This window comes from Propionicicella superfundia DSM 22317, from assembly GCF_000423465.1.
GTDB lineage: Bacteria > Actinomycetota > Actinomycetes > Propionibacteriales > Propionibacteriaceae > Propionicicella > Propionicicella superfundia.
On sequence record NZ_AUIA01000026.1, the window covers coordinates 1 to 13,618 of the forward strand.

General features: G+C 68.0%; 14 protein-coding genes. 6 read left to right on the forward strand and 8 right to left on the reverse strand.

Going from position 1 to position 13,618, the window contains the following annotated elements; all coding sequences use genetic code 11:
• The 5 genes from G555_RS22780 to G555_RS0104330 all read right to left on the reverse strand — a co-directional run.
• A partial coding sequence (locus G555_RS22780) for an IS3 family transposase (RefSeq protein WP_028707922.1) occupies window positions 1-247 on the reverse strand: 247 nt, incomplete at its 3' end.
• Window positions 248-297: 50 nt separating this feature from the next.
• Entirely contained in the window at window positions 298-810 is a 513-nt protein-coding gene (locus G555_RS0104315; RefSeq protein WP_028707923.1) for a hypothetical protein, read from the reverse strand.
• Between the two features lie 11 nt (window positions 811-821).
• Window positions 822-2,930 (reverse strand): serine/threonine-protein kinase, encoded by a 2,109-nt coding sequence (locus G555_RS22170; RefSeq protein ID WP_156887429.1) that lies wholly within the window; start codon window positions 2,928-2,930, stop codon window positions 822-824.
• On the reverse strand, window positions 2,927-4,384 hold the full coding sequence (locus tag G555_RS17890; RefSeq protein ID WP_036921237.1) for a hypothetical protein: 1,458 nt from the start codon (window positions 4,382-4,384) through the stop codon (window positions 2,927-2,929). Before G555_RS17890 ends, G555_RS22170 begins: the two co-directional genes overlap by 4 nt.
• Complete coding sequence (locus G555_RS0104330) at window positions 4,381-4,671, reverse strand: hypothetical protein (protein ID WP_028707925.1); 291 nt, start codon at window positions 4,669-4,671, stop codon at window positions 4,381-4,383. Before G555_RS0104330 ends, G555_RS17890 begins: the two co-directional genes overlap by 4 nt.
• Before the next feature lie 216 nt (window positions 4,672-4,887).
• Between G555_RS0104330 and G555_RS0104335 the strand changes: the two genes are divergently transcribed.
• The 4 genes from G555_RS0104335 (at window position 4,888) to G555_RS0104355 (ending at window position 9,452) form a co-directional block, all read left to right on the forward strand.
• On the forward strand, window positions 4,888-5,076 hold the full coding sequence (locus tag G555_RS0104335; protein ID WP_028707926.1) for an excisionase family DNA-binding protein: 189 nt from the start codon (window positions 4,888-4,890) through the stop codon (window positions 5,074-5,076).
• 602 nt (window positions 5,077-5,678) lie between these two features.
• On the forward strand, window positions 5,679-7,541 hold the full coding sequence (locus tag G555_RS0104345; protein WP_028707927.1) for an AAA family ATPase: 1,863 nt from the start codon (window positions 5,679-5,681) through the stop codon (window positions 7,539-7,541).
• 235 nt (window positions 7,542-7,776) lie between these two features.
• Window positions 7,777-8,892 (forward strand): helix-turn-helix domain-containing protein, encoded by a 1,116-nt coding sequence (locus G555_RS0104350; RefSeq protein ID WP_028707928.1) that lies wholly within the window; start codon window positions 7,777-7,779, stop codon window positions 8,890-8,892.
• Entirely contained in the window at window positions 8,889-9,452 is a 564-nt protein-coding gene (locus G555_RS0104355) for a PIN domain-containing protein (protein ID WP_028707929.1), read from the forward strand. The genes G555_RS0104350 and G555_RS0104355 overlap by 4 nt, the downstream gene beginning before the upstream one ends.
• A 103-nt stretch (window positions 9,453-9,555) precedes the next feature.
• Here G555_RS0104355 and G555_RS0104360 read toward each other — a convergent pair whose 3' ends face one another.
• Window positions 9,556-10,827, reverse strand: a complete 1,272-nt coding sequence (locus tag G555_RS0104360) for a tyrosine-type recombinase/integrase (RefSeq protein WP_483823584.1) — start codon at window positions 10,825-10,827, stop codon at window positions 9,556-9,558.
• A 244-nt stretch (window positions 10,828-11,071) separates the two neighbouring features.
• Between G555_RS0104360 and G555_RS23200 the strand changes: the two genes are divergently transcribed.
• Window positions 11,072-11,194 (forward strand): hypothetical protein, encoded by a 123-nt coding sequence (locus G555_RS23200; protein WP_281168171.1) that lies wholly within the window; start codon window positions 11,072-11,074, stop codon window positions 11,192-11,194.
• A 6-nt stretch (window positions 11,195-11,200) separates the two neighbouring features.
• Window positions 11,201-11,473, forward strand: a complete 273-nt coding sequence (locus tag G555_RS0104370; RefSeq protein ID WP_028707932.1) for a hypothetical protein — start codon at window positions 11,201-11,203, stop codon at window positions 11,471-11,473.
• Between the two features lie 231 nt (window positions 11,474-11,704).
• On the opposite strand, the gene G555_RS0104380 is transcribed toward G555_RS0104370, so the two are convergent.
• A complete protein-coding gene (locus G555_RS0104380) occupies window positions 11,705-11,884 on the reverse strand; it encodes an antitoxin VbhA family protein (RefSeq protein ID WP_028707933.1) in 180 nt (59 codons plus the stop codon).
• Window positions 11,885-12,171: 287 nt separating this feature from the next.
• A complete protein-coding gene (gene pdxR, locus G555_RS17900; protein ID WP_036921244.1) occupies window positions 12,172-13,602 on the reverse strand; it encodes a MocR-like pyridoxine biosynthesis transcription factor PdxR in 1,431 nt (476 codons plus the stop codon).
• Window positions 13,603-13,618: the final 16 nt, after the last annotated feature.

Below are 13,618 nucleotides of genomic sequence, written 5' to 3' on the forward strand. Positions count from 1 at the left end.
GCAGGACCTCGTTCTCCTGCTCCAGCAGCCGGATCCGCTTCCGCGCCTCCCGCAACTCCACCGAGTCCACCCGTGAGGGGCCCGGCTTCGCCCCATCATCGATATCGGCCTGGCGCAGCCACTTGAACAAGGTCATCGGATGGACACCGAAGTCCTTGGCGATCTGTTCGACCGTCACGCCTGGCTCGCGGCCACGCGCGACCCGAACCACATCATCCCGGAACTCCTTCGGGTACGGCTTGGGCACAGCAACATCCTCTCAGGCCACCCTCCCGGGCAAGCCAGATCAGTTGTCACCTATCCGTGCAGCAGACCCATGGATCGGTGCTGGAACCGATAGGGAGGCGCGGTCACGTTCTTGCCCGAGGTATCGACAAGCTTGGTCTTGCTCGTGTCAACGCAGGTCGTCACGGCCCAGGTGCGCAAGCCTTCGCCGTTGTTCCCGGCGGCCTCCGCGGACTGGATTTCAACCATGGAGGCACCAGAGCCAGTCAACTGCTCCAGTCGGTAGCCCGTGAGGTTCTTCCGGAAGAACTCCAATGCGTCACCGGACGCGACGGCGTCGAGATCCTGCAGGGAGGCTTGGGGATCGTTGGTGAGTCGGTCGACCACCTCCCACAGCGTCACGACGGCCAGCCGGGCGTTGGCGAGGTCCTGTTCGGCCGGTGACAGCGACGTGACGCTGGGAGTTGGCTTCGGCGTGGAAGACGGGGTCGGGTCCGGGGACGGCGTCGCGGTGCACGCCGCAACCAGCAGTGGCAGCGCCAGCGCGATCGCACCCCTTCGCAGGGCGTTCGTGTTCAGCAGCATCGGCTTCTCCTTCACCTACCAGAAGTGAGGAAGAGGGCTGTTGGCGGACACCCCGGGTGAAGATTCTTGAACGACCGTGTTCGCTCGAGTTGGGGGTGACTCGTCCAGGGGAGCCCTGGTCCTGTTCTATTGGGTGCGCTCTTGGGGGACAGCGCGTCGAATGTAAGCCGTGAAAATGATGAAATCTTGGGCGTCCCACGGAATGACATCGAGCTATTGGGGGCCACCGATCGCCTTTGCATAGCATGCCGAGCAGCAACGAAGTCGGCTTTCCCATCCGGACGGCGAGGGTGCATTGGCCATGAAATTCCTTGTCGCGGCTGGCTTCGAAGCCGTTGGCGCCGCTTCCGCAGCCGCCCCGCACGCATCAAGTCGAGTTCCTCTCGCCACCACGCCCACAGCGCGCGCTCCTCGGCGTACAGGTCGGCCCGCCGCCGCCCCACACCCTCCGTCCCCCGATCAACCGCTACCCGATCCAGCGCGTCGGCAACTCGTTGCCAGCAGGACCCACGCCACTCGACCAGGCCAACCGAACCGAGCCGCTGGAGCACTCTCGTGGTCTTCTCGATCGACCAGCCCAGCAGCTGCGAGCACTGCACCGAGTCGAGGGAGTCGGCGAGCCGGCCGTAGAGGCTGCCGGCTTCGAGGCCCAGTCCTCCCGTGGTGGCGAAGGCATCGAGGGCGCTCGCGCGCAGTCGGTTGACGAGCTCGGTGCCGAGCGCGGTCCGCAGTGCGGGGCCGGTGCCAGCGGGGCGCGGGTCCGCTTGTGACAGCGTTCGACTCACTCGGGTGTGAACGACGCCGCCGGGGTCGATGGTCCAGCGGGCGCCGCGGCGTCCGGCGGCGTTGCGGGTGCGGCTGATCCAGCCGTCGGCAGCGAGGGCGAGCAGGGACCGTCGTGCTGTCTCGCGATCCAGGCCGCAGGTGAGGGCAAGTCGGCGGATGTCGGCTTCGACCTCGTCGGGTCGGACGGCCTGCAGGTGGAACAGGCACAGGGCGTCCAGGATGCGTCGCTGCGCTAGCCCTGCTCGCGAGCGTCCCCACCGGCCCGGTGTCGCGTCTGCGCGGTGTTGCACGGCGCGGACGATCGCGGCCACGACTTCTGCTCGCAGCTCGAAGCTTGCGTCGGTGCCCTCCTGGGGCTGGCCCGGGGCCAGCTCCGCAACCGTCCGGACCGCGCGGGTCCACTGGCGACGTAGCACCGCCACGGGCGATGCCGGGCCGCTGGTCGGTCGGGGGACGCGGGTGGCGCCGGCGCGGAGTGTGCGCGCGTGCTCAAGCCCTGGGGCGTCGGCGATAGCCGCGATGTCGGAGAAGCGCCAGCGGGCCGCCGCCGCGCCGCACAGCACCCGCCACAGCACTGCCGACAGATCCCCCGTCGGGGTTGCGTTCAACAGTGCACGGCAGCCCGCCGACAGCGGACGCTTCGTGCCGGGCAGGAACGGCATTCCGTTCGCCTCGGCCACCGGACGATGCTGAGGAGGGGCGGCTGAGGGCGCTGCGAGTTGTACGTTCTCGGCGATCCGGCTCATGAGGGCGTGAACCTGATCGGTGGTCACCGTGGCGTCTGTGAGCGCGCGTAGCGAGCCGGCGATCACCTGCGAGACGCCACCGAGCCGGTGCGGCGTGCCGGGTGGGCGCACGCAGCCCGAGGTGGGGTTGACCAGCGGTGCAACATCGAGGGTGGGCAGCCACGCTTTGAGCAGGTACGCCAAGGCGCTGACCACCTCGGCGTCCAGTGACTCGTGGAGGCCGAGCCACACGTGCCGACCGCCCGTGGGGCCCGATGCACACACGAGGTGCGGCATCTCCAGTTCGGACAAGACGCTGGACAGGCGCGTGGCGTCCGCGGCTGCCGCCTCGGCCGAGGGCTTCGCATCCAGGTCGGCGCACAGCAGCCGGTAGCGGCCCTGTGGATCAGTCAGGTGGACCGCCCACGGCGTCCACGGCTGGGCCCCGGCGAGCGGGTGGACCAGCGGGTAGGCGTTCAGCGGTTGCCCGTTGGCGTCCACGGCCGCAGCTCGGACGACCCGACGCGGGCTGATCCGCGCGGTCAGCGACCAGGCGTCAGGGGTGGAGCCAGTCCCCCGGTTGGCCGGATGTCCTGGAGCAGGGCTCATCTCCGCGGGCTCGACTGCTGGGGTCCGCCCAGCCTTACAGGAGCTCGGCGCTCGGATCGCGCCCCCGCCGGCTCAGGCGAGTAGACGGTCTCGAAGAGGCGGGGGTGATCGTCTGCGCCACAGGCGACTATCCGCCCGCCCTCCCACTTGAGGGCGTCCGAGCCGCGCTGGGTGGGAGCAGCCGCCGCGGCAGCGGTCGCATCCAGCGCGGCCACCGCCACCGCCGTCCCCGCCAGCGCCTTCTTGGCGTCCGCGAGCAGGTCGAGCCCGGCCGGCTCGCCGGGCGGCATGGGCACCCAGCCCTTGCGGCAGGCAGCTTCGACCGTGGCGGCCCCCCGATAGGCAGGCTGGGTCACCGCCGACGCGGCGATCCACAGCTGGCCGGAACTTCGCACGAGGCGGTCCAGCGCCTGGAAGTGCGCGACGGACACGTTCCCGAGCGCGTGCATGCCCCTCCGGAGCGATCCCATCAGCGACGCCAGGTCGAAGCGGTCGGACAGTGTCTCGGGTGGTAGCCACTCGCGGTTCTCCCGCAGGTTGTCGGTGATCACTTGCCGCAATTGTCTCGACGCCTCGAACTGCTCGACGTCGCGGACGCCGTGCAACCGGACGGTCCCCGGCCACGAGACGAGGGGACGCCAGGCCTCGTGCGCGCCGACCAGCGCCGGACGCGCCCGATCGGCAGGATCGTCTCGGACCAGGCCCACCTGGGCGGCGGCGTTGAGCACCGTTCCCGCTGTCGCAATCAGGATCAACGCGTCACCAGCCGCGAACTGCAGCGCGTTCTGGGTGACCCGGCGGGGTGACCCAAGGGCCGCGACCGTCGCGGGAAGCCACCGTGCGATCGCGCCGTCCAGCGACCGGTCCTCGGAGGAGACGGCTGCGACATCCTCGTACCGGCCGGCGCGTTCCACCGTGGGAGTCGCCGCGTGCCGCTGGGTGCGGGCCGCCACCCCTCGCATCAACCACCTGGCCGACTCGAACTCATGTTGATCCCCCAGCGCCGCCAGCGTGGTGACTGCCACCGCATGGACGACCGCCACCGCGTTGGCCTGCATCCCCAACGAGGCCGCGTGGTCCACCTCCGTCCGTGCGGCCGGCTGTCCACTGAGCATGTCCGCGATCGCCCCGAGCCGAGTTGCGATCGCCAGCACCGCGCGCTCCGAAGCCGCTGGTGCAACGTCGCTGCCCGCCACGCTCGGCGAAGCCAACGACTTCTCGACCGCAATCGCGCGCAGCACCTCCCGGACGGCGGAGGCGTCGTCGAGCCAGACCGGCTCCACGTGGACGGCGTCCAGAACGCGGAGGGCGGCGTTGGCCAGCCGCGGCCAGGCGGCCAAGTACCCGGCAGCCTGCTCGTGGGACGTACCTTCCTCAGTCTCGCTCGACCGGGTACACAGATCCCAGGCGCGGGCATGGACGTCGTCCAGCAGCGTCCCGACCGTGGCCGTCATCGCGTAGCCCTCGCTCGCACCGCCTGCAACCTCGCCCACATCGCCAACGGCACAACCGGCCGCGCCGCAGCGAGCGCCTCGGACGCAGAGTCCAGCGACGCCCTCGCGTTCACCCCTGGATCGACGAGCTCCGGCTCAACACCCAGCTCGGCGAACAGGCCCTCCAGGTCGAGACAGTCCCCCGCGAGGAACAGCGACTCCCCCGACGGGTCGTCCGCCGCGACGAACGCGACCACCGCGTTCCGCACATGCCCCAACGCCCGCGCCAGCTCCAACGATCCGTTCACGGCGATCCGTCCTTCCAGTAGCTCTCGCTATCCAGAAGCGGCGGAAACAGTGCTTGGCGGACACCTCGGGCGCACGAGATCGCGGGGGAGGGGACAGAAGGGGTCTGCAGACCGCGTGACGGGGGTCGCTGGGGCGCCCTCGACATGAAACCTGACCACGAGGTGTCCGCGGAGGGCCACTCTCGGCACTTCTGGAGGGCGAGGAAGGAGACATCCATGACCCCCAAGACGTACGAATCCCTCGCCCAGGCCGCCGAGCGCACCTCCGTCAGCGTCAAGACGCTGCGCCGTCGGATCGCGGCGGGGAAGCTGCGCGCGTACCGCTACGGGCCGCAAGTCATTCGAGTCGACCCCAACGACGTCGACCTCCTCATGACGCCGATCCGCACGCTGCGTTCAGCCTGAGGCTTCAAGCCGTGAACGGAGTAACGGCCCCACCCACCTATGAGCCGCTAACCCGGGCATCCGCCCGGACAGGGGTGAGCGTCCAAGACCTGAGGAGGTTCATTGCCAATGGGCAACTCAGCGCCTACCGCTGTGGTGCGCGAATCATCCGCGTGGACCCGCGGGAGGTGGACTCGCTCGGAGGAAGTGCTTTGCAGTTGATGAGTCTGGCCGAGACTCGCCGTGTGTCCGATTTCCGCCGTCCGTCTGTCCTCACTCCCAGTGCCGGCAAACTTAACTGACCAAGCTCCAGGAGTGCCAGCTCAAGCGGACGTCTCTCACCAGTCGGTAACGGGGCGATATAGATGCCGTCCACCCCGGACTCACCCAAAGGCACTTCAGCCTCGTCCGTGAAGTGAAGAAGCCGTCCATTGCTCCATTGCGCCACGTCCTCCCGCTCGACGTACGCCGTCGCCGTTGGGCAGTCCGGGCTGACCGCTTCAGCCCGAAGCAGTCTGCGGTCACGCGCGAGTGTCGGTAACCGCGTCTAGTCTTGGGACAAACCAGTTCGCGGGCTCTCCACCCGCTCCTGTCCGCCGTTGTCCTCAAGCAGGGAGTGTCTCGTGCGACTCAAGAGCGCCGCCGTCAAGAAGTTCAAGTCGGTCGACGACTCGACCTCGATCCGGATCGAGGAGGACGTCACCGCTCTCGTCGGTAAGAACGAATCCGGCAAGACCGCCGTCCTGCAGGCCATGTACCGGATCAATCCGCTCACCAGCGGGCACCCGACGTCTTTCGAGGAACTCCGGGACTACCCCCGCCGATACCGGTCTCGAGACCGCAACAAGATCTCCACCGTTGAGCCTGTCTCGATGGAGTTCGAGTTGGACGACGACGACGTCGCCGCCTTCGAGGGCAAGTTCGGCGAGGGCACGCTGCCCAAGCGCTCCGTCCAGGTGAGCCGGCGGTACGGCGACAAGGACATTTACTTCGGCCCCTTCGCCAACGAAGTGTCGATGATCCGCCCGCGGATCATCGACGCTGGCCTCTCACTGCCTAAGTATGAGAAGGACACCTACGAGGAGACCTTGGGAGCCCTAAAGGCCTCCACCGCTGAAGCAGCGAAGAAGCTGGGGGCAGAGCTCGAAGAGGAGAACATTCCCGGCCGGGGCCGTGCCCTGCTGCTGGGACGACTGCCCAAGTTCCAGTACTTCGATGAGTACAACATGCTGCCGGGCAGCGTCTCGATCCGACGCCTCCAGCGGGAGAACGAACACGACCTCGAGCCTGACGAGCGCACCGCGCTGTCCCTGCTTCGCCTCGCCGGAGTCGATGGGGAAGAGTTCACCGAGGCCGAGTACGAGTCACGCAAGGCCGCTCTCGAGGCTGCAGCAAACCAGCTAACCGACGAGCTTTTCGAGTACTGGACACAGAATGACGACCTCTCGGTTGAGCTCGATATCGAGTTCCGCCCTCTCGACCCGCTGCCGAACGGCCATGTGCAGCCGCCGGAACCATGGCTTCAGATCCGCGTCCGGAACCAGCGCCACCGCGTAACGCTCAACATGTCGGAGCGATCCAAGGGCTTCATCTGGTTCTTTTCATTCTTGGCCGCATTCTCTGAGTTTGCCGACGAAACGCGCCGCGTCATCCTGCTCGATGAACCAGGGCTCAACCTGCATGCCAAGGCGCAGGCCGACCTGCTGCGCTACATCGACGAGAGGCTTGCGCCTCATCACCAGGTCATCTACTCCACACACTCGCTGTTCATGATCGCGCCCGATCACCTCGAGCGGTGCCGCACTGTTGAGGACATCGACAACGATGGAACCAAGGTCAGCGAAGACGTTTGGTCTGCGCGGCCGGAGACGGTCTTCCCCCTCCTTGGGGCCCTCGGGGTGGAGATGTCGCAAACCCTCATCATTGGAGCGCATCAGCTTCTCGTCGAAGGGCCGGCCGACGTCACGTACCTGTCGATCGTGGGACAGGCGCTCCAGCAGTCGGGCGGCCGTGCTCTCGACGCCCGCTGGACCGTGACCCCCGTCGGCGGAATCGACAAGCTTCCGACCTTCGTCGCCCTTCTGGGAAGCAGCGACCTGAAGCTCGCAGTCCTCATGGACGGGGCAGCCGGCGGAAATCAGCGGCTGACGCAGCTAGTCAACCGCGGCATGCTCGACGCGAAGCGTCTGATCCCCATTACCGACATCACCCAGACAGCGGAGGCGGACCTTGAGGATCTCTTCGACGTCGACTGGTACCTGAACCTCCTCGACAAGTCGGGCGTCGCCAAGCTGGTGAGCTCAAATCTGACGGGGAACGGTCGTGTCGTCAAGCGTATCGAGGCGGCTCTGGGAGGTCGTTTCGACCACTACCAGCCGGCGTCGTGGCTTCTCCGGGATCGTTCGAACACTGTGGACGCCCTGAGTGACGCAGCCAAGCAGCGATTTCAGGAGCTCATCGACCGGCTCAACGCTCTCCTGCCGTAGGCAACCGGCGAGGTCCGACTCGGAGATCCAGGCGCGCGCCGCTGCCCTTGAGAAGAACCTCACCGCTGACTGCGTGATCGCGCGGCGTGCGGCGAGTTACGGATGTTCTGGTCTGCACCGGACCGCAGCTGAGAGTTGACCCCATGGCCTCCGCTACCGGGTGAGCTGGCTTGCGCAAGAGGCCGATGTGCATCCCCAGTGACAGCCCCATCGCCAATGTGGGAAAATCGCGCACGTGGACAAGGAAGAGCTAGGGCAGCGTCTGGCGATCGCACGCGAGGTCGCCGGTATGACCCAAGACAGCGTGGGGGCTGCTGTCGGCCTGGACCGCACCGCTGTCGGGCTGATCGAGAAGGGCACGCGCAACGTCAAGGTGGGCGAATTGCTGAAGCTCGCCGAGGTGCTGGGCCGGCCGGTGGCGTTCTTCGTGGAGCCGGCCATTCCCGCGGTCGTGAGCCGTCGGCAGTCCCCTACCGATAGCCACGAAACCACCAAGTCTCTGGACCTTGAGCTCCAGCACTTTGCGTCCGATGTGCGCGAGATGGTCAGCATGGGCGTGTTCACCCCGTCGGGCCGTGACGGTGACGCACGCACGCCCCGGACGGTCAAGCAGGCCGAGAATGCCGCAAGCCGGTTCCGTCGTCAGCTGGGTGGAGATCCGTCAGGTCCGCTACCTGGCCTGTCCGACGCTTGCGAGAAGTTGGGGCTCTATCTGTTGGCTACGCCACTTGGCGCCCAAGGTGCAGACGGCGGTTGCGTCGAAGTAGAGACCGATGCCGGCGTCGCAGGTGTGGCAGTCATCAACTCTGACAAGGACGCCGGCCGCCGCCGGATGACCACGGCACACGAACTGGGCCACTGGTTGTTCGGTGACGCGTACGACACCAACGCCAGCCTTGAAGCGGAGAGGATGGTCAGCGCGTTCGCGATCCACTTCCTCGCCCCACGCCTAGGCGTCGAACGTGTCTGGCAGGAGGTGGCAGGCTGGCCGGAGCCTGATCGTGCCGCGAAAGTTGCAGCCGAGTTCCAACTAAGTTGGTCGGCAGCAATCGCGCAGCTGCGCAACTTGAACCTAGTTGACTTCGAACAGTACGAGTTGTTGATGGGCAAGCAGCCCACCCGCGGCGACTTCTTGCGGCTCGGCTTGCAGCTTCGATCCGACTTGGGCAGCGTTTCCCTGCCAACCGGATTTGTAGCCGCCTGCCTAGACGCATACGCCCACGAGACCCTGACCGCTTCTCGTGTTCTGCAGGTGCTGCGCGGCACCGTCAGCAGTGACGAACTGCCCGACCTTGCCCCTGCCAGCGCGGAGCGGTGGCATGCGGCCTTCCTTGGCCACTCGCGCCGATGACAGACTCTGGTTGGTGCATCGACACCAGCGTCTATACCCACCTGTGCCGTGCCGGACATTCGTCGATCTTGCAGGACCTCGCCCCGGGCGGCACCGTGACTGTTCCCTTGGAAGTGCAGGACGAGATCAACGAGGGCCGGAACCGCTACCCCGGGATCCCGGCTGTCGCCGATACCGAATGGGCGCAGACCGTGGTGCTCACTGAGCAGGAAGAAAGCACCCTTCTAGTGGCGCTCGGTCGCATGGGTGGTGGGCTTGAGCATCTGGGAGAGTGCGCTGTCATTGCCTGCGCCCGCCACCGTGGCTTGACGGGCCTCATCGATGAACGCAACGCGATCACGGTTGCCGAGAGTCTCGGCGTCGCATGCCACGACACCCTCTGGCTCGTCCTCGAGGCCCATTTTGTGCTCGACGCGTACTCCCGCCGCGAAGCTGTAGAGCAGGCCGTTCAGGCACTCATTGACACCGATATGCGATTGCCAATCGCGAGCGGCGGCGGCCTTTTTGGATGGGCCTGGGAAGTCGGCTATCTTCCGCGCGACCCCGAGCCTTCGGCATGACAGCAAACAGCCGCACATGAGCATTTGGCACGCACACGATAGGCCCCCACTTGGGGCCGTCATGAGCGATCTGGGTAGGGGAGTCGGGCTGATCGGCAGGTTCTCAACGAGTCTTCGAGGATGCTCCCCGGTCTCCGCCCGCCATTTCCGACAAGCGGGCAGCGATCACTCGGTCCCGTTCGGCGGCAGCGTGTTGGTACCTCATCGCCGCCTGGGGAGTCGAATGGCCCAGCCGGCCCATCAGGTCCGCGAGCGTGGCCCCCGTCTGGGCAGCCAAGACAGCGCCCGTGTGCCTGAGGTCGTGGACGCGGAGGTCCGGCCGGCCGGCAGCGGCGGTTGCGCGCTCAAAGTGCCGGTAGAAGGTGTGGGGGGAGAGGTTCTCCCCCGTCTGCGAGGGGAAGAGCAGGCCATCGCGGCCGGCTTGTGCATGGACATCCAGGTGCCGCTCGATCGCGGGCACCAGGTGCGGCGGGATCGCAACATCACGTACCCCGGCGCGGGACTTCGGCGTCCCGACGACGACCTTGCCCGGCATCCGCACCACACCGCGGCGGACATGAATCACCGCCATCCTCAGGTCGATATCCGACCTGCGGAGCTCGGCAAGCTCCCCATACCTGAAGGCGCACCATGCGGCCAGCAGCACGAGCAGTCGGTACTTGTCGGTCAAGGCGTTGACGATCTCCTCCAACTCGGCCAGGGTGGCCGGCCGTGCGCGGTGCACAGCCTCAGCGTGCTGTCCACCCTTGATCGCACAAGGGTTGGCCGGGATGAGCGAGGCTTCCACCGCGCTGCCCATGATCGTGCGCAGCAACGCGTAGGCGTGGGCGCGCATGGTCGGTGCCTTGGCGTCCTGGCGCCCGTACCACGCGCGGACGACAGCCGGCGTGATGTCCTCGAGGGGGAGAGCTCCCAACTCAGGCTCGAGGCGGGTCGCGATGATGCGTTCGTAGTGGTGGCGGGTCCGTGGTTTCAGCGGCTGCCCCTTGGTGAGTCGTCCGGCGAGCCAGTGTTGGGCGTAGTCGCTCAACGTCAGGACGGCCGGCTCCTCGACCGCTGTTGGTTGGGTGCGAGCGGGGGGAGTCCACGCGCCCGAGCTGATCTTGCGTCGTTCATCGACGAGCCACGCTTCGGCGTCCATCTTGCTGGTGTAGGTCACCGGAGAGGTGTGACGAACCGTGTCGGGTCCCGTGTAGCGTGCCTGATAGTTGCCAGATCGCAACTGGCGCACTGAGCCGAACGATCGCTTTGCAGCCTTACGAGCCACGTTCTTGCCTCCAATCTCGTGCCCAACACGTGCCCAATGCGTGCCCGATACGTGCCCAATCAGAGGCCCGCGTTGATCCCGGTTGTCCAGGGTTGGTGAATGAGCCACACGCCATCTATCCTTGCCAGCAGGGTACTACGCCTAGCAGATGGGTGGTGGCGCGTCTCGACGGGGCGCTAGTTCAAGTCCAGTTAGGCCCACCAAGCTTGGCAAGTTTACTTGCGGCAAGTAACCTTGTCTCGTGGAATCGGAGCCGATCATCCTGGACAGTGCCCACCGGCACGGTGTCTCAGATGCGGCGATGCTCCACGCACTCCGTTTCCCTATCCGCCACTTCGTGCAAGACGACTCGATGACGATGTTCATCGGCCCCGACGAGACCGGCACCCTCCTGGAGGTCGGTGTCATCGAGTGGCACGGCATTATCGCCGTCGTCCACGCCATGCGCCCGGCCCGGCCCAAGTATCTGAGGTGAACCATCATGACCAGACGTTCCATTGAGGAGATCACCGCCCGCGCCGACGAACTCGCCGACGTTTTCGAGAACTACGACCCAAGGCCAGGCGACCAGGACGCCCCGATTCCGCCCGTCATGGCTGTCAAGCTCGCGGCATGGCGGCGCGACACAGCCGAGCGGGAGCTTGCCGACGCAGTGCGCGCGGCCCGCGCGCAACGGCTGTCGTGGCGCGAGGTCGGTGAAGCGATCGGAACCAGCGGCGAGGCCGCCCGACAGCGCTACAGCGCCAGCGCATGACCGCCACCATGGGTGCCGAGGTGGAGAGGTCACTGCTTCCCTGACCACAGCGAAGCCCTGCGGACTGCCCGCAAGCGTCAGGCCAGATGGAGCCTGGGCCGACACAGGGCGTTCCTCGATGCAGGCGTGCGGGTCCCTATCGCGCTGGCCGACGCGCTGCTCGGCTGGCGGAGGCCGGGGTCTGTGGTGCGCAGTATGCCCGTCTCGGGGTCGCGGTAGGGGTCGACGAACTCAGCCGAGGCCATAGCGTGCGCGGGCGCGAGCCACCAACTCGTCAGAGTCGATGCGGCCGACGATGTACTCCTGCGCGTCCGACCGCCCAGCGGGCGACACACGCAGACCCTCCATCTCGCCGCTGTGGATCGCTTCCGCCACGCGACGCGCGCGCTCAGCCTCCGTGGTCGTAGCCATGCCGACCTCCCCCCGTTTGGTCTCGTGGGACGAGGCTACCGGACGTCCCGAAAACAACCTGGAGGAGGTTTCGGGCCAGCGCTTCGGTCCGCCGAGCTACGTGTTGCGGGCTCTTGGCGATCGCGCCCGGCCGTCGCGCGTCACCCCCGACTCGTACAGCGACGCCGCCGTCGCGACCGCCGCCGCTGGTCAACTGTGGCGTGAATCCGGCTCGTGCGGGCTGGAAGACGCCGTCAGCAGCCTGGACGATGGTCGTCTGCCTGGGCGTGGCTACGCGGGTCCTCGCTCTACGACGACTCCCGTGGCGCCGTCCCGCTGCCGCCGGCTGCGGCTGCGATCCGCTCCAGGCCGTGGGCGAGATCGTCGTCGGCGACCGCTCCGAAGCCGAACACGATGCCCGGTCTGGTCCCGGTGCCGGACCAGTACTCCGACAGCGGACTGACCCGGATCCCGTCGGCGGCCAGCGCGGCCACGACCTCGCCCTCGGGGCGGGTCGTCTCGACCACGGCGTGCAGTCCGCCGTCCATCGGATAGACGTGCACGCCGGGGACGCCGGCGAGTGCGGCCACCACCTGGGCGCGGCGACGCCGGTAGCGGTTGCGCATCCGCTGGGTGTGCAGTCGCAGCGCCCCGCTGTCGAGGTAGTGCGCGACGGCCCGCTGCCCCACGAGCCCGACCGGGGTGCCGAGGTCGCGCCGCGTGGCGGCGACGGCGGGCACCAGCCAGTCGGGCAGGGCGAGGAAGCCGATGGACAGGGCCGGGGTGAGGGTCTTGGACAGCGTCCCCAGCAGGACCACGCGGCCGTCGGCGGGATCGTCCAGGGCGGCCAGCGCGGGCAGCGGCTGGGACGTGTAGCGCAGCTCGGAGTCGTAGTCGTCCTCGACCACGACCACGCGATGCCGGCGGGCCCACTCCAGCAGCGTCTGCCGCCGGTCGACCGGCAGCGAGCCGCCCAGCGGGTACTGGTGGCTCGGCGTGACGACGAGCGCGTCGGGCGCGTCGGCGCCGGTGGGGAGGTCGGCGACCCGGAGCCCGTGCTCGTCCACCGGGAGCGGCACGACCTGCGCGCCGAACCTGGCGGGCACCCGCCGCAGCGACGGGTAGCCGGGGTCCTCCACGCCGACGCGCAGGGCCGTCGTCCGCTCGGCGGCGAGCGCGAGCAGCAGCAGGCTGAGGCCCTCGCGGCCGCCGCCGGTGATCGCCAGCCGCTCGGGTTCGAGGACGACGGCGCGCATCCGGCGCAGATGGTCGGCCCACGCGCCGCGCAGAGCCTGCAGGCCCAACGGGGGGACCAGGACGTCGACCGGCTCGGCGGACGCCCGCCGCCAGGCCGATCGCCACGCGGGGCTCACCACTTCGGCTGCCCACGGCCGACCGGGGCGCAGGTCGAGTTCGGGAGCCGCCTCCCGCCGCCGCGGCGTGGCTGCACGGACGGGGAGCGGGTGAACGCGGCGCACCTGCGGGTTCACCACGGTGGACCGGCCCGCCGCCGCGACGAGGTAGCCCTCGGCCAGCAACTGGTCGTACGCGGCCACCACCGAGCCCCGGGAGATACCCAGATGCGCCGCGAGTGCGCGACTCGACGGAACGGCCTCGCCGGGGGCGAGGACCGCGTCGCCGATGAGGCTCCGCAGCCGGCCGGCGAGCCGGGCCGGCAACGAGCCCGCCGCCGCGTCGTCGAGCTGCAGCGGCACGGTGATCTCGGGGACACTCCGCACACCCGCATGATACTGG

Excerpts from the sequence above, each read along its gene's own strand:
- G555_RS0104315 (WP_028707923.1), bottom strand. The coding sequence starts at position 810 with ATGCTGCTGAACACGAACGCCCTGCGAAGGGGTGCGATCGCGCTGGCG.
- G555_RS22170 (WP_156887429.1), bottom strand. The coding sequence starts at position 2,930 with ATGAGCCCTGCTCCAGGACATCCGGCCAACCGGGGGACTGGCTCCACC.
- G555_RS17890 (WP_036921237.1), bottom strand. The coding sequence starts at position 4,384 with ATGACGGCCACGGTCGGGACGCTGCTGGACGACGTCCATGCCCGCGCC.
- G555_RS0104335 (WP_028707926.1), top strand. The coding sequence starts at position 4,888 with ATGACCCCCAAGACGTACGAATCCCTCGCCCAGGCCGCCGAGCGCACC.
- G555_RS0104355 (WP_028707929.1), top strand. The coding sequence starts at position 8,889 with ATGACAGACTCTGGTTGGTGCATCGACACCAGCGTCTATACCCACCTG.
- G555_RS23200 (WP_281168171.1), top strand. The coding sequence starts at position 11,072 with ATGACGATGTTCATCGGCCCCGACGAGACCGGCACCCTCCTGGAGGTC.
- G555_RS0104370 (WP_028707932.1), top strand. The coding sequence starts at position 11,201 with ATGACCAGACGTTCCATTGAGGAGATCACCGCCCGCGCCGACGAACTC.
- G555_RS0104380 (WP_028707933.1), bottom strand. The coding sequence starts at position 11,884 with ATGGCTACGACCACGGAGGCTGAGCGCGCGCGTCGCGTGGCGGAAGCG.